This is a genomic window from Actinorectispora metalli (assembly GCF_056323685.1).
Genome location: NZ_JBREYE010000001.1, coordinates 2,053,156 through 2,069,892, shown reverse-complemented (window position 1 = coordinate 2,069,892; position 16,737 = coordinate 2,053,156). Strand labels below are relative to the sequence as shown.

The 16,737-nt window shown below is 66.8% G+C and carries 19 protein-coding genes and 1 other RNA gene; 14 read left to right on the top strand and 6 right to left on the bottom strand.

Annotation, left to right across the window (positions count from 1 at the left end; genetic code table 11):
- Positions 1-251 precede the first annotated feature (251 nt).
- The 6 genes from ACU6XJ_RS09585 to ACU6XJ_RS09560 all read left to right on the top strand — a co-directional run bounded on the left by ACU6XJ_RS09585 (position 252) and on the right by ACU6XJ_RS09560 (position 3,889).
- On the top strand, positions 252-752 hold the full coding sequence (locus tag ACU6XJ_RS09585; protein ID WP_476308721.1) for a YbaB/EbfC family nucleoid-associated protein: 501 nt from the start codon (positions 252-254) through the stop codon (positions 750-752).
- 11 nt (positions 753-763) lie between these two features.
- Positions 764-1,075, top strand: coding sequence for a hypothetical protein (locus tag ACU6XJ_RS09580; RefSeq protein WP_476308718.1), 312 nt, complete (start codon positions 764-766; stop codon positions 1,073-1,075).
- A complete protein-coding gene (locus ACU6XJ_RS09575; protein ID WP_476308715.1) occupies positions 1,072-2,208 on the top strand; it encodes a hypothetical protein in 1,137 nt (378 codons plus the stop codon). Before ACU6XJ_RS09580 ends, ACU6XJ_RS09575 begins: the two co-directional genes overlap by 4 nt.
- A gap of 35 nt (positions 2,209-2,243) precedes the next feature.
- Complete coding sequence (locus tag ACU6XJ_RS09570) at positions 2,244-2,759, top strand: hypothetical protein (protein ID WP_476308712.1); 516 nt, start codon at positions 2,244-2,246, stop codon at positions 2,757-2,759.
- A 123-nt stretch (positions 2,760-2,882) separates the two neighbouring features.
- Complete coding sequence (locus ACU6XJ_RS09565; RefSeq protein ID WP_476308709.1) at positions 2,883-3,446, top strand: hypothetical protein; 564 nt, start codon at positions 2,883-2,885, stop codon at positions 3,444-3,446.
- A 113-nt stretch (positions 3,447-3,559) separates the two neighbouring features.
- Positions 3,560-3,889 (top strand): PASTA domain-containing protein, encoded by a 330-nt coding sequence (locus ACU6XJ_RS09560; protein ID WP_476308707.1) that lies wholly within the window; start codon positions 3,560-3,562, stop codon positions 3,887-3,889.
- Here the strand turns inward: ACU6XJ_RS09560 and speB are convergent.
- The 3 genes from speB to ACU6XJ_RS09545 form a co-directional block, all read right to left on the bottom strand.
- Complete coding sequence (gene speB / locus ACU6XJ_RS09555; RefSeq protein WP_476308704.1) at positions 3,876-4,841, bottom strand: agmatinase; 966 nt, start codon at positions 4,839-4,841, stop codon at positions 3,876-3,878. The two genes, ACU6XJ_RS09560 and speB, sit on opposite strands and share 14 nt — an antisense overlap.
- 234 nt (positions 4,842-5,075) lie before the next feature.
- Positions 5,076-5,276 carry a DUF397 domain-containing protein gene (locus ACU6XJ_RS09550; RefSeq protein WP_476308701.1) on the bottom strand — a complete coding sequence of 67 codons (201 nt, stop codon included), beginning with the start codon at positions 5,274-5,276 and terminating at the stop codon, positions 5,076-5,078.
- Positions 5,224-6,132 (bottom strand): DUF5753 domain-containing protein, encoded by a 909-nt coding sequence (locus tag ACU6XJ_RS09545; RefSeq protein WP_476308698.1) that lies wholly within the window; start codon positions 6,130-6,132, stop codon positions 5,224-5,226. The genes ACU6XJ_RS09550 and ACU6XJ_RS09545 overlap by 53 nt, the downstream gene beginning before the upstream one ends.
- A 103-nt stretch (positions 6,133-6,235) precedes the next feature.
- On the opposite strand from ACU6XJ_RS09545, the gene ACU6XJ_RS09540 reads away from it, so the two are divergent.
- Both ACU6XJ_RS09540 and ACU6XJ_RS09535 read left to right on the top strand, forming a co-directional pair.
- A complete protein-coding gene (locus tag ACU6XJ_RS09540; RefSeq protein WP_476308696.1) occupies positions 6,236-6,418 on the top strand; it encodes a hypothetical protein in 183 nt (60 codons plus the stop codon).
- Between the two features lie 268 nt (positions 6,419-6,686).
- Positions 6,687-7,271 carry a hypothetical protein gene (locus ACU6XJ_RS09535; protein WP_476308693.1) on the top strand — a complete coding sequence of 195 codons (585 nt, stop codon included), beginning with the start codon at positions 6,687-6,689 and terminating at the stop codon, positions 7,269-7,271.
- On the opposite strand, the gene ACU6XJ_RS09530 is transcribed toward ACU6XJ_RS09535, so the two are convergent.
- Entirely contained in the window at positions 7,260-8,453 is a 1,194-nt protein-coding gene (locus ACU6XJ_RS09530) for a DUF418 domain-containing protein (RefSeq protein ID WP_476308689.1), read from the bottom strand. The two genes, ACU6XJ_RS09535 and ACU6XJ_RS09530, sit on opposite strands and share 12 nt — an antisense overlap.
- A 141-nt stretch (positions 8,454-8,594) precedes the next feature.
- Here ACU6XJ_RS09530 and ffs point away from each other — a divergent pair.
- An RNA gene (gene ffs / locus ACU6XJ_RS09525) (signal recognition particle sRNA small type) lies at positions 8,595-8,691 on the top strand.
- Between the two features lie 8 nt (positions 8,692-8,699).
- Here the strand turns inward: ffs and ACU6XJ_RS09520 are convergent.
- Positions 8,700-9,095: a DUF418 domain-containing protein gene (locus tag ACU6XJ_RS09520; RefSeq protein WP_476308686.1), complete on the bottom strand. Its 396-nt coding sequence runs from the start codon at positions 9,093-9,095 to the stop codon at positions 8,700-8,702.
- On the bottom strand, positions 9,095-9,886 hold the full coding sequence (locus ACU6XJ_RS09515) for a DUF418 domain-containing protein (RefSeq protein ID WP_476308683.1): 792 nt from the start codon (positions 9,884-9,886) through the stop codon (positions 9,095-9,097). Before ACU6XJ_RS09515 ends, ACU6XJ_RS09520 begins: the two co-directional genes overlap by 1 nt.
- Positions 9,887-10,035: 149 nt before the next feature.
- Here ACU6XJ_RS09515 and ACU6XJ_RS09510 point away from each other — a divergent pair, with 149 nt between their 5' ends.
- From ACU6XJ_RS09510 to ACU6XJ_RS09490, 5 genes are all read left to right on the top strand, one after another.
- Entirely contained in the window at positions 10,036-12,249 is a 2,214-nt protein-coding gene (locus tag ACU6XJ_RS09510) for a DNA polymerase III subunit gamma and tau (RefSeq protein WP_476308681.1), read from the top strand.
- A gap of 136 nt (positions 12,250-12,385) precedes the next feature.
- Positions 12,386-12,709 (top strand): YbaB/EbfC family nucleoid-associated protein, encoded by a 324-nt coding sequence (locus ACU6XJ_RS09505; RefSeq protein WP_476308678.1) that lies wholly within the window; start codon positions 12,386-12,388, stop codon positions 12,707-12,709.
- Between the two features lie 11 nt (positions 12,710-12,720).
- Complete coding sequence (gene recR / locus ACU6XJ_RS09500) at positions 12,721-13,332, top strand: recombination mediator RecR (RefSeq protein WP_476308675.1); 612 nt, start codon at positions 12,721-12,723, stop codon at positions 13,330-13,332.
- A gap of 235 nt (positions 13,333-13,567) precedes the next feature.
- Positions 13,568-14,842: a KamA family radical SAM protein gene (locus tag ACU6XJ_RS09495; protein WP_476308673.1), complete on the top strand. Its 1,275-nt coding sequence runs from the start codon at positions 13,568-13,570 to the stop codon at positions 14,840-14,842.
- 216 nt (positions 14,843-15,058) lie between these two features.
- The gene (locus ACU6XJ_RS09490; RefSeq protein WP_476308670.1) at positions 15,059-16,729 is read left to right on the top strand and encodes an ABC transporter substrate-binding protein; all 1,671 of its coding nucleotides are present in this window, start codon (positions 15,059-15,061) and stop codon (positions 16,727-16,729) included.
- Positions 16,730-16,737: the final 8 nt, after the last annotated feature.

Genomic DNA, 16,737 nt, shown 5'->3' with positions numbered 1-16,737 from the left:
GAGCTTCTCACGCAGCCCAAAGAATACGTGCATAACCCTATCCTTCCCGATCAGGGGGGAACAATCCGGGCGAATGTTCGCACAATGCATTGAGGAAATCGGGAAAAGCATGTTTGCTCGCCGGAGATCTCCAAGGCTCACCTGATGTCGGGGCGCTATGCCGCTGTCGGCTGGTTTTCGGGTTTTCGCCCGCGTAGCCGGGACCCCTGGCATGCTGTCGGGGCAACTGTGTGCCGGATCGAGGAGCGACTGTGTCTGCCGACTTGGAACGGCTTGCCGCCGAGTTCGAGAAGTTCCAGGCCAAGATCAAGCAGGCCGAGGTGAAGTTCAGCGGCGTTGGGGATATGCAGGAGCGGCTGGGGGAGTTGCAAGCGGTCGCGACCTCGCCGGACCGCACTGTGCGGGTGGTCGCGGGTGCCGGGGGCGCGGTGTTGGATCTTCAGCTCAGCCCGGACGCGGTGCGTCAGCCCGCGCCCGCGCTGGCCGCCACGATCATGGCGACGCTGCGGGAGGCGGTTGCCGAGGCTGTGCGCAAGCAGGCGGGCATCGTGGATGAGACGGTCGGTGAGGCGTTTGGCCTCAACACCGCCGATCAGGTTCGGCAGGCGCAGGCCGAAGCGTTGGGAACCGCGACGCAGGAAACGACGTCTCATCACGGTCGGCAGGCGCCGGAGTCGAAGCGGGCCGCGGCGCGGGACGACGACGAGTACTTCGACGACTACAGCATCTATGGCGACAAGCCGCGATTCTGAGGGCGGGACCGATGACCAGCTCCGAAAAGATCGACGTCTACATACCGGCGCTGAAGTCCTATGCGAGCCAACTGGGTTACTACCAGTCCGAGGCCGACAAGTTCGGCAGGCTCGTTGATGAGGCCGATGTGACCAATGAGGCCTGGGGCGTCATGGGGGCCTTCGCCAAGGGCGCCTACACAGAGCGGCTTGGTGATCTGCGGGAGTTGCTGGCTGCGATGAAGGAGGGCGTTGACACGCTGTCCGACAGGATGCTCGACACCGCCACCAACTATCAGAACGCCGAGGACGGTGCGGTGATCAGGTTCGGAGGGACGCCATGACCGAGCCGAAGCAGAGCATCGCCGACGCGCTCGGCACCTCCGACTACGACGAGAGCTTCGGCGCCAACGCCGACCGTGCGGCCAAAAAGACGCCGATCCTCGGTGATGCCTATAAGGCGGGCAAGTCCATCTCCGCGCACGCCCAGGAGCTTGGTCAGGCCGATGATGTCGGCGACCTGGCCGCGGCGGGCGGCAAGCTGGTGGGGGACGGGGCGTCCTTCGTGAGCGGCGCCGCGATGGACGTGACCACCTTCGTGATGGACCCGATCGGCTGGCTGGTCAGCAACGGGCTGAACATCCTGCTCGAGCTTGTCCAGCCGTTGCAGGACGCGTTGCATCAGGTCAGTGGCGACGGTCCGGCCATCGGGCACGCCTCGGACAACTTCGTCAGCATGGCGCAGGGCTTCGTCGCGTTGGCCGAGGACTTCGAGAAGACCGGCGACAGCGCGCTGAAGGAGTGGGTGGACGCGGCAGGCGCCGAGGCGCGCAAGGTGTTGGCGGAGTTCTCCACCGGCATCCGCGGTGTCGGCTCGGCCGCGGGCTCGGTCGCCGAAGTTCTCCAGATGTGGTCGATGGTGATGGTGGTCATCGAAGAGGTGATCAAGGCCATCATCTCCGAGTTGGTGTCCTGGCTGATCACCATCTGGCTGCCCGCGCTGGCCGCGTCGGTGATCTCCTTCGGCAGTTCGGTCGCGGCGGCCATGACCGCGTCCGTGGCCAAGGCGGCCAGTGTCTTCCAGAAGGTCACCAGGTACCTGGGCAAATTCGGCAAGCTGCTGGACGAGTTCATGGCGTTCCTGGCGAAGTTCACCGAGAAGACCATGACGTTCGCGAACAAGCTCAACATCGGCAAGACGGTCAAGGCGGGCGAACGGAGTATGCCGCTGATCGGCAAGGTCGCTGACCAGGATGTGTTCATGCCCAGCCGCCGGGTGATCACCACCGCCTTCGGCACTCACGCCGGGGTCGGTCCGCTGGCTACCGGTGTCGGTATCAAGGCAGGCGCCGGGGCTGCGAAGGGCGTGGGCAAAGAGGTCAACGCGGAACGGCGCGAGGACGGGCCGATGTTCAACAAGAGCGGCATCGGCGGCGACCACAGCGTGGACGAGACCCGCGACAACCTGGACATCTAGCCGTGGTTGCACCGAATCCTGAATTCCGTCCCCTGGTGCGCGCCCTGGTCGAAGGCCAGTGGCGCGAACCGGTGGTCGCGATCCACTTGGGCGATGTTGGCCCCGATTTCTTTGTGCCCGGCAGGCGCAGCGACGGCACGATCAAGGGCCAGCGCCTGATCCGCCGGTTCTTCTGGAACCTCATTCGCATCCCGTTCGAAGTCGCGATGCGGGTCGTGCTGACCGTCGCTGGCGGCGTGATCGCCAGTGGTTCTTTTCGGCAGGGCTCCGTGCGGGGGCCGGAGAACGCCCAAGCGCTCGGGTTGGTTGATGCGGCGATGGCGGCGGAGAACCCGTGGCTGGTGTACTCGGCCTCGCACGTCGGCGTGGTCGACACGGGCCCGAGCCTCGGCGCTCCAGCCGACAATCCGCCGCCCAAACTGGTTTGGCATGAGGTGGCGCCGCACGCACCTCAGGTCAGTCCCCACAAGCACGCACTGATTTGGCCCGACAAGTCGGAGTTCCGCTTCGACGTCAGCCATGAGGAACTACGCATTCTCAAGCAGTCCTGACCGACCGGGCGGCGGGGAATCGGTTCGTCAACGGGTGGGTAACGGGGCGGGTGAGGGCGCAATGTTCCTCGTTCGCGGGGCGACTCAGCACTCGTAGCTGTTCGCGCGGCGCGAGGGGGCGGCATGGGTTCGGAGATGCAGTGGGGCGGGGAACATCGGTTCGACGTGCTGATGGAAATCGCGGGGGTGCGGGCGCGGATCGAGCAGGCGGCCCAGTTTGCCCCGAAGGCGATGTCGCTCCGCGAATTTCTGGGGCCGGGTGCTGGCCTGGTTGGCGCCGTTGGCGGCGCTGCGGGCACCGTGGTGGCCGCGGCTGGGGTTGCGAGTGATTTGGCGGGATATCAGCTTTACAAGGCGCTTGGTGTGCGGACTGGGAAGACTCGTTCCAGGACGTTCGCCAAACCGGTGGGTGAGGTTATGGTCGCCCTGCTGTGTGCGTTGGCCCGCAACGGAACTCCGTGGAACCGGGTGGTGCAGGCGGTTGACGGGTGCCTGTTCGAGGCGCGGCTGCCGAGGTCCATCCTGACCTATCCGGGCGTCATCACCACCGTGGTCGCGGGCGATTCGCGCAGTACGGAGGTTCAGATCGCGATCCAGATCCGGGGCTCGGGCGTCGATTGGGGGCGCAGCAACCGGGTGATCAACACGCTGTTGGCCGACGTTGCGCGAGATGTCGGGCTCGCTTAGCGGCGTCCCCACTCCGAAGGGTGATGGATGTGCCGTTGGGTGTCGGGGTGGGTATATGAGGTGGCAGAGGGGTGACCAGGGGAGGTCCAGTGACTCGCCACCTTTTTGCTGTCGTGGCGGCAGCTGTCGCGTTGACGCTGTCGGGTTGTGAGGGGAAGCCGCCGGAGCAGCCCGCGCCTGCGCCGTCGAGTGAGCCCGCGCCGACGAGTTCGGAGGTGGCCGCCGAGGTGGAGTTGCCTGCGATGGAGGGGAAGAACGGGCAGCTTGCGGCGGAGGAGTTGAAGGAGTTGGGGCTTACCGGGGTGACCTATGCGTCGGCTGATCCTGAGGACAAGATTCCGCTGAAGTACAGCAATTGGCGGGTGCTCAGTATTGAGCCCGCGCCGGGGACGCGGGTGGCGAAGGATGCCACGGTTGTGGTGACGCTGACTAAGAAGCGGTGACTTCTCGTTTGTCCAGGTTCATGGCCAGGAGGCTGACCAGGTCGTAGGAGATGTTGGCGGCGGCTATTGAGGTGATTTCGGCGTGGTCGTAGGGCGGGGCTACCTCGACGACGTCGGCGCCGATGATGTTGAGGCCTGCCAGGCCGCGGAGGATTTCCAGGAGTTCTCGGCTGGTCATGCCGCCTGCTTCGGGGGTGCCGGTGCCGGGGGCGTGGGCGGGGTCCAGGACGTCGATGTCGATGGAGATGTAGGTGGGGCGGGCGCCGATTCGGGTGCGGAGCATGTCGGTGATCTCGTCTACGCCTCGGCGTAGGACGTCGGCGGAGGTTGCGATGCCGAAGCCCATGCGGCGGTCGTCTTCCAGGTCTTTGCGGCCGTAGAGGGAGCCTCGGATGCCGATGTGGGAGAGGGCTTCGGTGTCGAGGAGGGATTCTTCGTGGGCTCGGCGGAAGGGGGAGCCGTGGTTGTAGGGCTGCTTGAAGTAGGTGTCCCAGGTGTCGAGGTGGGCGTCGAAGTGGAGGAGGGCTACCGGGCCGTGTTGGCGGGCGTGGGCACGCAAGAGCGGAAGGGAGATGGTGTGGTCGCCGCCGAGGGTCACCAGAGCTGAGCCGGTGTCGAGGATGTCGTTGGCGGCGGCTTCGAGGGTTTCGACGGCTTCGGGGAGGTTGATGGGGTTGAGGGCGATGTCGCCGCCGTCGGCGACTTGGAGGTTGGCGAAGGGCTCGAGGTCGAGGGCGGGGTGGTAGGTGCGGAGTTGGCGGCTGCCCTCGCGGATCGCGCGGGGGCCGAAGCGGGCGCCGGGGCGGTAGGAGGTGCCGCCGTCGAAGGGGACGCCGATCACAGTGATGTCGGTGTGGTCCACCTGGTCGGTGCGCGGGAGGCGGGCGTAGGTCGCTTCGCCCACGTAGCGTGGAGATCGACTGCTGTCGATCGGGCCTGTCGGCTTCGTCACCTGATCGAGGGTAGGGCGGTGGGTAGCGTGGGCGGTAAGAGTTTTCGCGACGTGGGGGAGCGGACGTGGCTGGGTGTCGGGATTGTCGGACGTGCACGATGCCGCCGCTGGTCAGGGGACTGCGGTGGTTGGTCTATGCGTGGCCGGGGTTCATCGTTCGGGGGATCGCGCTGAGAAGTTGCCCCCAGTGCAACCACGTACTCCGAAGGCACCAGACGAGGTCGGACGGCAGCTTCAAGGACTGAATTCACCGGACCTTGCCGCCGCCAGGAACCGAGACATGGGCTGAGCAGCGAAAAGGAGGGTTGGTCCGGAAGGGCTCTTCGAGTCACGGATCGCGGCCCCACCCCTGAAGCGAGCCAGCTCTACGCAGTCCGATCTCTCAGGGCTCCGAGTGCTCTTCCGCCAGGTCAGACGGGCGTCCGTCGGCAACATCGCGTTCCTCCTGAGGCTCGCTCATGCTGCCTGCGAGTCTACTAATCAGCTCGCGTGAGTCGCTCTCGGTAAGGGCGACGTTGTCGAATGACCTCAGGATTCTGCGGTAGACAGCGACATCGGATGGCTTTTCGAAAAAGAGCGAAGAGATCGTGGACTCCAGGTATGCGACCGGATCAACCTCGGCGTACTCGAAGAGTTGGAAGGGACCACCGCTACCGGCGTGCGCTTCGTCAGTGATCACTCGCAGCGTGATGTTCGGCCGCACGGAGAGACGCAGTAGATGATGAAGCTGCTCCGACATCACTTGTTTGCCGCCGACTTCGGCGCGAAGGATGGGCAGATGCAGGAAAAACGTGTGGTTTCCTGCGTGAGGCATGTTGAGAAGCGATTGCCGTTCGCGGCGCGCGGCGAGACGTTCTTCGTGGCATTCGGGTGGAACGATGGGTGATGCTTCGAGCAACGCCCGAAAGTAGTCCGAGGTCTGCAACAACCCAGGCAAGACCACGCATTGGAAGCAGTAGTGCTGTGCCGCCGAGCACTCGTGGTCGAAGAATCTCTGCATGTCGCTGGGCAGGTCGGTCTCGTGCCGCTGCCACCAATCCCGTTCGTTAGCGTGGCGGCAGAGTTCCATCAGTCGCTCGCGCTCGGAGCCGACCACGCCGCAGACGACCAACACAGCGGACACGTTTTCCGTGTTGAAGCCTTGGGTGCAGTTGATCAACTTGCTGACCTTGGTCTTCTCCCAACCGGTCGCCTCGATGATGTCGTTGTTCTTCACGCCCGCTTTCTTCATGGCCTTCTTCAAGGCTGCGCTGAGCTCCCGTGCCCGAACCGTGCGTGCCCTCTCCACCATGGAAACCATCTTGGCGGAAGTGGACCGAATCATTCGATGACGCGACGAACATTCATTCGAAGGGAGCTTGGGTGCTGGGCACAGCAACTGATTTTCTGTAGCCATGGAAGGTCGGGCGTTCTTGTGGGTGCCGGTGGCGAAGGCCCGGCATGCCATTCCAGTTCAGCAGGTGCTGACGTTGGCCGGTGAGAAGGTGAACCTTCTCGAGCACAAGCCGGTCGACCTCGAATGGCTCTGGCCTACTTGCCCGAAGTGCTGGGAAGAGAGCAAGAAGCTCTCCTCGTAACACTCGGCCTTCCAAGCCCCGGCGGGTGGCGCACTTCCCCCGACGCGCGCCACCCGCCGGTTCCAGTTCAGGCCTAGGCCTCGTGGCGGCCGCTGACCTTGTTCACCGTGACGCCGACGGTTGCCGCGGTGCGGGGCACGCGAGCGGGAGCGTCCATGCCGAAACGTGTCAGCCGACCGGGTTAAAGCCTGACCCCGAACCGAGATTTCACCACCCGATGGCGCAAACCAGCTTCTGATATTCGGGTGTGAGCGGCATGCTGTCCGCCATGGGAAAGGCCGGATGCCACGTCCTCGTCCAGAACCGGGACGCCGAAGCCGTTGCCGCACTGCTCAATGGCAGTTTGGGCGAGCGGAGACTCGCCCTCCCGGAGGCGGACTGCCTCGGCGCGCGTTGGCCCTCGATCGCTGCCACCGCCACGGGGTGGACGGTGCTGATCGACCCGCACTTCGAGTTCGGTGACGCGGATGAGCAGCTTCGGGCCTGCTCGGCGGGCACCAGGATCGCCCGCATCCAATGGATCGAGGCGGAACTCTTCAGCCACGCCACCGTGTGGACCGACGGCGAACCGGACTGGGAGACGTCCTTCGACATGGCCGATGACGACCTGTCCGCCGACGAGGGCTTCCCCTACGACCCGGCCGAACTCACCAAGGATGTCGTCGACCAGCTTGAGGCCTGGTACCAGGTCTCCCTCGTCGCGGTGCACCGGCTGACCGGCTGGCTCGCGCCCGCACCCGGTGAAGACCTGCGCTTCACCGAGTTCCTCTACAACCGTTCCGCTGCCATCAAATCAGTGGTCGCCGAAGCGCTGACGGCCCGGAACTTCGCCCTGGCGGGCTCAGCGCAGTGACTGGCGGCGGAGGTAGGTGAAGGAGCGCAGCACCGCCTCCACCGGGCCGATGCTGAAGTGCCGCAGGTAGAGGTTGCTCCAGGCGACCTGCACCACGTAGATCGCGATCACTATCAGCATCGCGGCGGGCACGGACACCTTGCCGGTCAGACCGAATCCGTAGCCGGTGAACAGGAACGCGCAGATCAGCGACTGGCTGAGGTAGTTCGTCAGCGCGATCCGGCCCGCTGGGGCCAGCCAGGACAGGACGCGGCGGCCGGGGCCGGTGCGCCACAGCAGGATCAGGCCGCTGATGTAGGCCGCGGTGAGGAACGGCGCGGTCAACTCGCTGACGCCCTGGCCGGCGATGCCGATCGCGTCGGTGCCCATCCCGGTGAAGGTCAGTGCCGCGAAGATCCCGCCGGGGACGCCGATCAGCACCCCGAGGCCTGCGACCTTCCACAGGGTTGCCGAGTTGAAGCGGTCCGGGTTGTCCAGGAAGCGGGCCTTGCCCGCGGCCAGGCCGAGGAACATCATCGCCAGCACGCTCGGCCAGAAGACGAGCACCAGCACCGGCTGGAAGAGCGCGTAGTCGGTCGCCCGCGCGGTCACCACGTCACCGAAGGAACCCCGGTAGGCGGCCCACTCCCGGGCCACCACTTCGGCGCCGACAGCGGGCTGCGGGCCCGCGATGGTGAGCAGCCAGTACAGCAGTCCGAACACCACGACCAGGTAGGCCATCAGGATGATGGCGACGCGGACGGCCTTTCGCGGACTTACGTTGCGCGCCGCCAGCATGATCAGGCCGACGATGCCGTAGCAGGTCAGGATGTCGCCTTGGAACAGCAGGATGCCGTGCGCGATACCCATCACCAGCAGCAACAGCAGTCGCCGCCCCCACGGCCCGCGGATGGATTTGCCCCGCTCCTCCGACCTGCGCAGCGCGACCGCGAAGCCGTAGCCGAACAGGAACGAGAACAACACGTAGAACTTGCCCTGGAAGAACGCGGTGATGACGAACTCGCCCGCTTTGCTCAGCCCGTCGTCGGGCATCGCGGCGACGTGGTTCCCGTACCCGAACAGGGTGATGTTGACCATCAGGATGCCGAACAGCGCGAACCCGCGCAGGACATCCAGGATGGCGATTCGCGCGGCGGGTCGCACCGGCCCCAATTCCCGCGGTGCGACCTCGTTGACCGTCATGCTCTCCCCCTACATCGAATGTGCTGGGAAGAACCTACGCAGGTCAGGGCCGTGAAGCTGCCACATTTGGAAGGGTCTTGACGAGACTTTCGTATACGGCCGCCCGCAGGCAGCGACTTTGGTATCGGACCGCTACACTGAACTCGGACCTCGCGTGGCGTCCATCCTGTGAACCTCCCCAGGGCCGGAAGGCAGCAAGGATAAGCGGGCTCTGACGGGTACGCGGGGTCCGCCTATTTTCCCAGGTCAGGGCTTGCGCAGATAGGTGAACGAGCGCAGCAGCCACTCCACCGGCCCGATCCGGTAAAACCGCAGGTAGACGTGGCTGAGGGTGACCTGAGCCAGGTAGATGGCGGCGGCCATCGGGATGAGCTCGCTCGCGGAGACCTCATCGACCAGCGCCAGGCCGTAACCGGTGAAGATGAACGCACAGACCAGCGACTGCGCGAGGTAGTTGCTCAGCGCCAGGCGTCCTGCCGGGGCGAGCAGGCCCAGCAGCCACGAGCCCGGCCGGGTGCGCCAGAGCAGCATGAGCCCGCACACATAGGCCGCGGTCAGCGCAGGCGCGGTGACCTCGGCGAAGCCCGTGACCAGCAGTGCCTCCGCAGTGGAGTCCTCGCCGCGGGTGATGGAGCCCAGCATTAGGGCGCCCGGGCGCCGATGACCACGCCCGCCGCGAGTAGCTGCCACAGACGGCGGGTTGGCCACTGCTCGGTGTTCTCCAGCAGCCGCAGCCTGCCCGCCGCCAGACCCAGTAGGAACATCGCCAGCACGCTGGGCCAGAACACCAGCATCAGGTCGGGCAGGAAGTAGAAGTAGTCGCCCATCCGCAGGTTGATCAGGTCCGCGAGCCCGTAGTAGCCCTGGTAGGCCTCCACGTCCTCGACGTAGCTCTCCTGAAGTTCGGCCGTGTCCGCGGGGCCGCCGAGTGCCATCAGCGCCTGGACCAGGTACACCACGAACACCGCCGCCAGCAGGCCGAGCGCGATGCGCACGGCGGTCCGTGGCCGCACATCGCGCGCCGCGAGCAGGAGGAAGCCGAGCACGCCGTAGCAGAGCAGGATGTCCAACTGGAACACGAGGATGCCGTGCGCCAAACCCAACGCGGCCAACAACAGCAGGCGCCTGCACCACGGGGAGTTGATCGCCGCTCCGCTGCGGCGGGCCTTGCGCATGGCCAGCGCGAAGCCGTAGCCGAACAGGAACGAGAACAACACATAGAACTTGCCGTGGAAGAGCACCCTGATCGCCCGGAACGCCGGGTCGTTGAGCTCGTCCACCGGGCCGCCGGGGTGGTCAAGGAACGCGAAGACGGTGATGTTGACCATCAGGATGCCCAATAGAGCGAATCCGCGCAGCACGTCTAGCCACGCGATCCTGGCCAACGGCCAGACCGGGCCGAGCGAGTCCGGCGCCGCCTTGTCGATGACCATCGCCCGCTCACCTCTCCGCAACGCCGTAGATGAGCGACGTTATGACCCCGACCGGGGCGGGCAGCACTGGCTTTGGTCGGCTCGTTGTTCAGTTCGGCAATGGCAGCCCGCATCGCAAACTGTCGGTCCTACCCCTTAGAGTCGGGCCCGTGGCGCTGGCTCTCTATCGCAAGTACCGACCGGCGAGCTTCGCCGAACTGGTCGGGCAGGAACACGTCACCCAACCGCTGAGGACCGCGCTCGCGGCCGGGCGGGTCAACCACGCCTATCTGTTCTCCGGGCCGCGGGGCTGCGGAAAAACCTCCAGCGCCCGCATCATGGCGCGCTCGCTCAACTGCGAACAGGGCCCCACCCCCGACCCCTGCGGTACCTGCAACTCCTGCATCGCGCTGGCCCCCGAGGGCTCCGGCACGGTGGATGTGGTGGAACTCGACGCGGCCAGCCACGGCGGTGTGGACGACGCCCGCGAACTGCGCGACCGCGCCTTCTACGCCCCCGCCGAGTCCCGCTATCGGGTGTTCATCATCGACGAGGCGCACATGGTCACGACGCAGGGCTTCAACGCCCTGCTGAAGATCGTGGAAGAGCCGCCGGAGCACCTGATCTTCATCTTCGCCACCACCGAACCGGAGAAGGTGCTGCCCACCATCCGGTCGCGGACCCACCACTACCCGTTCCGGCTGATGCCGCCGGGGTCCATGCGTGAACTGGTGGACCGGATCTGCGCAGAAGAGCAGGTCACCGTGGAGCCTGCGGTGTTCCCGCTGGTCATCCGGGCGGGTGGCGGTTCAGGGCGAGACACGCTCAGTGTGCTGGACCAGCTTTTGGCCGGTGCCGGACCGGAGGGCGTCACCTACGAGCGGGCGGTGTCGCTGCTTGGCGTCACCGACATCGCGTTGATCGACGACATGGTGGACGCACTCGCCGCGGGTGACGGCGCCGCCGTGTTCGGCACCGTCGACAAGGTGGTGGAGGCAGGGCACGACCCGCGCCGCTTCGCCACCGACCTGCTCGACCGGCTCCGTGATCTCGTACTGGTGCAGGCCGTTCCGGACGCCGCCGCGCGTGGGCTGATCGACACCTCGGGCGACCAACTGGCCAGGATGAGCGCACAGGCCGAGAAGCTGGGCGCGGGCACGCTCTCCCGCTTCGCCGAGATCGTCCACACCGGACTGACCGATATGCGCGGCGCCACCGCGCCTCGGCTGCTGCTGGAACTCCTCTGCGCCCGGATGCTGCTGCCCTCGGCCAGCGACGCCGAATCGGCACTGCTGCAACGGGTCGAGCGGCTGGAACGCCGAGTCACAGCGGCCGGTCCGGCCCCGGCGGGCCCCGCGCCCGTGGCGCAGCCGGTGGCCAAGCCCGCCCCCGCCGCGCCGCCCGCGCCGGGAGCGCCTGCTGTCGAACCCGCGGAAACCGCGGGACGCACCTTCCAGCGCCGCAGTCAAACCCCCGCCGAACGAGCCGCCTCCGAGCGCGGCACGCCCGCAACGCAGCGAGCCGCGTCCGACGAGCGCGGCACACCCACGACGGAAGGACCCGCGGCATCGGAGCAGGCGCCCGACCGGTCCGCACCGGCCGAACCGCGTGCCGCCGCTCCGACCGAGCGGCCAGCACCGACGACCGAGCCCGCTCGGCCGCAGGCCAGTCCCGAAGCTGCGCCACCGGCCGCGCCGGAAGTCCCGGTCGAGCCGCCGCCTGCCGCGGATCAGCCCGCGCCGCAACAGGAAGCGCCCGCCGCGGTCGGCGGAATCGACGCCGCCGCGGTACGCCGGGTGTGGCCAGAGGTGCTCGCCGTGGTCCGCAAGATCAGCCGGAGCACCGAGGCGATGCTGTCCAACGCCACCGTGCGCAGCGTCGAAGGCGACGAGATCGTGCTGGTGCACCCGGCGGCGCCGCTGGTGCGCAGGCTTTCCGAGAGCCGCAACGCCGATGTGATCGCCCAGGGCATCACCGAGGTGCTCGGCGGAAACTGGCGCATCCGCTGCGAACCGTCCGGTGGGGCCGGATCAGCTGCCCCCGCGGGCGGAAACGGCGGCGCCCCCGCTCCCGCGCCCGTCCGGCATCAGGTGACCAGGCCGACCCGCCCCGCGGGCCAGCCCGAACAGCCGCAGGCTCGGCCCGCCGACGCAGGCCGTCCGCCGCTGACCCGCCCGTCCGTTGCTGCCGCCGCATCTGCCGCCAGCTCCGACGGGCCGCCGCTGCCGCCGGAACCGCCCGAGGAGCCTCTCCCACCGGAGCCGGTGGACGAAGAGGAGATGCTCGCCGAAGCCCGCATCGCCGCCCCGGGCGACAGCCGCGACCCCGAGGCCATCGCGATCGACCTCCTCACCCAGGAGTTCGACGCCAGCAAGATCACCTAGCACTTCCCATGGCGGGTGCGGCGGCACTCGCCCTAAACCGCGATCCCGTCGGTCCGATGGCGCGGCGGTCTATAGGCTGGAACCGAACCAGCAGGCAGCGAGAGGAGTCGCCGTGCGACCCGGTGGGCAACCGAACATGCAGCAGCTCGTGGCGCAGGCGCAGAAGATGCAGCAGCAGCTGATGGCCGCCCAGGCCGAGCTGGCCGAGGCCGAGGTCACCGGCAGCGCGGGCGGCGGCCTGGTCACCGCGACCGTGACCGGCACCGGCGAGCTCAAGGCCGTCACCATCGACCCCAAGGCCGTCGACCCCGAGGACACCGAGACGCTGGCCGACCTGGTGGTGGCCGCGGTCCGCGATGCCAGCACGCAGGTCCAGCAACTCGCCGCCAAGAAGATGGGCCCGCTGGCGGGCGCTGGTGGTGGCGGCATGGACCTCGGCGGCATGCTGCCGGGCTTCTAGGCAGACCCGCGTTGTACGAGGGACCGGTCCAGGACCTGATCGAGGAACTCGGCAGGCTGCCGGGGGTGGGGCCGAAAAGCGCCCAGCGCATCGCCTTCCACCTGCTGGCCGCCGACCCGGTGGACATCGGGCGGCTCCAAGAGGTGCTGCAAAAGGTCAAGGAAGGCGTCGTCTTCTGCGAGATCTGCGGCAACGTCTCCGAGGAGCAGCGCTGCCGCATCTGCCGCGACGCCCGGCGCGACCCCGCGCTGATCTGCGTGGTCGAGGAGCCCAAGGACGTGCTCGCGGTGGAGCGCACCCGCGAGTTCAAGGGCCGCTACCACGTATTGGGCGGCGCCCTTGACCCGCTGTCCGGGATCGGGCCCGACCAACTGCGCATCCGCGAGTTGCTGACGAGGCTGGGCGGCAGCGCCGAGGGTGACCCCGACGTGACCGAGGTGATCATCGCGACCGACCCCAACACGGAGGGGGAGGCCACCGCGACCTACCTGGTCCGGCTATTGCGAGACTTCCCCGGCCTCACCGTCACCCGGCTGGCCTCGGGGCTGCCGATGGGCGGGGACCTGGAGTTCGCCGACGAGCTGACGCTGGGGCGCGCGCTGTCGGGGCGCCGCACCATTTGATTGACACGGCAACAACCGCCGAATCGGTGGTTTTACCCGGAATGTGGTGCGTCCAATCGTCCGAACTCGCTTTAACGTTACAGATTTTTCCCTTCTACACCTGTTCGGCGTAACCCGTCATCCGCGAGTATGTACAGACCTCGGCTGCACCGGAGCGTCGCGTCCCCGGCTGGACCAACCTGCCGCCCCCGGTGACCGTGGCTGGCAGAGTCCGTCTACCCCGAAGGTGGATTGCGTGGCAGCTCGACCGATCTCCGGCCGTCGTCTCGTGGACCTGGTACTGGACCGCGGCGCGGACGCCGAACTGGCCCGGGACGTCCGGGTGGTCTCCCAGGTGCTCCCGTTCAAGGTGAGCGAGTACGTGGTGGACAACCTGATCGACTGGTCGGCCGCGCCGGACGACCCGATCTACCGCCTGGTCTTCCCGCACCGCGACATGCTCGACCCCGAGCACTTCAAGTTCGTGGAGGAGGCGCTGGACGACAAGCAGCAGCTTGCGGAGGCGGTCGCCAAGGTCAGGGCCGAGCTCAACCCGCATCCGGGCGAGCAGCTTGAGCTGAATGTGCCGAGGGAAGAGGGCGTCGAGCGCTGGGGCCTGCAACACAAGTACCGCCGGACCATGCTGGTGTTCCCCCGCCAAGGCCAGACCTGCCACTCCTACTGCGGCTACTGCTTCCGCTGGGCGCAGTTCGTCGGCGACGCCGACCTCAAGCTCGCGGTGTCCGGTCCCGAGGTGATGCGCGAGCACCTGTTGGCGCATCCGGAGATCACCGACGTGATCTTCACCGGCGGCGATCCGATGGTCATGCGCACCGAACTCGTCCGCAGCTACCTCGAACCGCTGCTGGAACCCGAACTCGCGCACGTCCGCTCGGTGCGCATCGGCACCAAGGCGTTGTCCTTCGACCCCAACCGGTTCATCGCCGAACCCGACGCCGACGAACTGCTGCGACTGTTCGCCAAGGTCTCGGACGCGGGCAAGCATGTGGCGTTCATGCTGCACTTCTCGCACCACCGCGAGTTGGAGACCGAGCTTGCGCAGAAGGCCATCACGCGGTTGGTCCAGACCGGCGCGAAGCTGCGCTCGCAGGCGCCGGTGGTGCGCTACGTCAACGATTCGCCGCAGGTGTGGACCACCATGTGGCAGAAGCAGGTCGAGCTCGGCATCCATCCGTACTACATGTTCGTGGAACGGGACACCGGCGCCCGGCGGTACTTCGGCCTTCCTTTGCTGGAGGCCGCAAACATTTACCGCGAAGCGGTCACACAACTGTCCGGACTCGGCCGAACCGCACGCGGTCCGGTCATGTCCGCGACTCCGGGCAAGGTGGCCGTCGACGGCGAAGTGCGCCTTCCCGACAACACCAAGGCCATCGCACTGCGCTTTCTCCAGGCTCGCGACGAGTCGCTGACCAATCGCCCCTTCTTCGCGCGCTGGAGCGACTCCGCGGAATGGTGGGACGAGCTGGAACCGCTTGGTGTGGCTGACCAGCCGTTTTTCGGACGCTGACGCCCGGACGGCGACTTCTGTCCGTTACTTAGCGAGGTTTGCCTCACCAATAGTGTTGAGCTGCGAATGTTTAATAGAATAGATGCCTTACGCTGCGAAATTCACCCCTTCGCGTGGCCGGATCGTGACCTGAGAACCGTTCGGACAGCGTCATCCTCGAGTTAGTGTCGGCCATCACGACCAGGAGATCTCAGACACACATCGAGGGGTAATTCCATGCTTCGTTCCCGAGCTGTGGTGCGCCGGATCGCACCATTGGGTCTCGCGGCGGCGTTGGCGGTCAGCATGTCGGCCTGCGCCGAATCCCAGCGCGGTGAGCAGGGTGCCAAACAGGGGGGCACCTTCACCTTCGCCGCCGCGGGCGCGCCGGAGGTGTTCGACCCGTTCTACGCAACGGACGGCGAGACATTCCGGGTGACGCGACAGATCTTCGAGGGCCTCGTCGCCTTCAAACCGGGCACGGCCGAGGTCGAGCCCGCGCTGGCCGAGAAGTGGGAGCCAACGCCGGACGGCAAGGAGTGGACCTTCACGTTGCGGGAGAACGTGAAGTTCATCGACGACACGCCCTTCAACGCCGAGGCCGCCTGCAAGAACTTCGACCGCTGGCACACCCAGACCGGCGCCGCGGCCAGCCCCTCGGTGACCACCTACTACCAGGACAACTTCGGCGGCTTCAAGGGCACCAGCACGCCGTCGCTGTACGAGTCCTGCACCGCGAAGGACGGGCGGACCGCGGTCGTCAAGCTGACCCGCTCCACCAGCAAGTTCCCCGACATCCTCGCGCTGCCCTCGTTCTCCATGCAAAGCCCGACCGCGATGGAGAAGTACCAGGCCAGCAATGTGCAGGCGCAGGGTGACTCCTTCGTCTACCCCGCCTACAGCAACGACCACCCCACCGGCACCGGGCCGTTCAAGTTCAGCAAGTACGACAAGGCCAACGGCACCGTCGAGCTGGTGCGCAACGACACCTACTGGGGCGAGAAGACCAAGCTGGACAAGCTGATCTTCCGCATCATCCCGGACGAGACCGCGCGCAAGCAGGCGTTGCAGTCCGGTTCGGTGCAGGGCTACGACTTCCCGAGCCCGGCCGACTGGGCCCAGCTGAAGAACGACTACAAGCTCGAGGTCCGGCCCGCGTTCAACATCTTCTACGTCGGCATCACGCAGAAGAACAACGAGAAGCTGCGCGATGTGAAGGTCCGCCAGGCGCTGGCGCACGCGATCAACAAGGAAGAGATCGTCAAGAGCCAGCTTCCGGAGGGCGCGAAGGTCGCGACCCAGTTCCACCCGGACACCCTCAAGGGCTACAACTCCGATCTGAAGCCGATCGCCTACGACCCGGAGAAGGCCAAGCAGCTGCTGGCCGAGGCGGGCGCGACCGGGCTGACGCTCAAGTTCTACTGGCCGAGCGAGGTCAGCAGGCCCTACATGCCCAACCCGCGTGACCTCTTCGGCGCGATCTCCCGCAACCTCGAGGCCGTCGGTGTGAAGCTGGAGCCGGTGACCAAGCCCTGGAACGGCGGTTACCTCGACGAGGTGGACGAGGCCAAGGCCGACCTGTTCTTCCTCGGTTGGACCGGCGACTACGGCACGCCGGACAACTTCCTCTCGGCGTTCTTCGGCACCACCAACAACCGGCTCTGGACCCAGGCATCGCCGTGGGGCGAGGAGCTGGTGAAGGCACTCCAGGCCGCCGACGCCGAGCCGGACGCCGGCAAGCGCGAGCAGCTGTACAAGGACGTCAACCAGAAGATCGTGGAGGAGTACCTGCCCGCGATCCCGGTGTCCCACTCGCCGCCCGCGATCGTGGTGACCAAGAACGTCACCGGCCTGACCCCCAGCCCGCTGACGGACGAAAGGTTCGCCCGGGTCGGCTTTACCAGCTGACCGGGTGA

Coding starts and splice junctions, on each gene's coding strand:
- ACU6XJ_RS09580 (WP_476308718.1), top strand. CDS start 764: ATGACCAGCTCCGAAAAGATCGACGTCTACATACCGGCGCTGAAGTCC.
- ACU6XJ_RS09575 (WP_476308715.1), top strand. CDS start 1,072: ATGACCGAGCCGAAGCAGAGCATCGCCGACGCGCTCGGCACCTCCGAC.
- ACU6XJ_RS09565 (WP_476308709.1), top strand. CDS start 2,883: ATGGGTTCGGAGATGCAGTGGGGCGGGGAACATCGGTTCGACGTGCTG.
- ACU6XJ_RS09550 (WP_476308701.1), bottom strand. CDS start 5,276: ATGTTGCCGACGGACGCCCGTCTGACCTGGCGGAAGAGCACTCGGAGC.
- ACU6XJ_RS09545 (WP_476308698.1), bottom strand. CDS start 6,132: ATGGTGGAGAGGGCACGCACGGTTCGGGCACGGGAGCTCAGCGCAGCC.
- ACU6XJ_RS09540 (WP_476308696.1), top strand. CDS start 6,236: ATGGAAGGTCGGGCGTTCTTGTGGGTGCCGGTGGCGAAGGCCCGGCAT.
- ACU6XJ_RS09535 (WP_476308693.1), top strand. CDS start 6,687: ATGGGAAAGGCCGGATGCCACGTCCTCGTCCAGAACCGGGACGCCGAA.
- ACU6XJ_RS09530 (WP_476308689.1), bottom strand. CDS start 8,453: ATGACGGTCAACGAGGTCGCACCGCGGGAATTGGGGCCGGTGCGACCC.
- ACU6XJ_RS09520 (WP_476308686.1), bottom strand. CDS start 9,095: ATGCTGGGCTCCATCACCCGCGGCGAGGACTCCACTGCGGAGGCACTG.
- ACU6XJ_RS09515 (WP_476308683.1), bottom strand. CDS start 9,886: ATGGTCATCGACAAGGCGGCGCCGGACTCGCTCGGCCCGGTCTGGCCG.
- ACU6XJ_RS09505 (WP_476308678.1), top strand. CDS start 12,386: ATGCAGCAGCTCGTGGCGCAGGCGCAGAAGATGCAGCAGCAGCTGATG.
- ACU6XJ_RS09490 (WP_476308670.1), top strand. CDS start 15,059: ATGCTTCGTTCCCGAGCTGTGGTGCGCCGGATCGCACCATTGGGTCTC.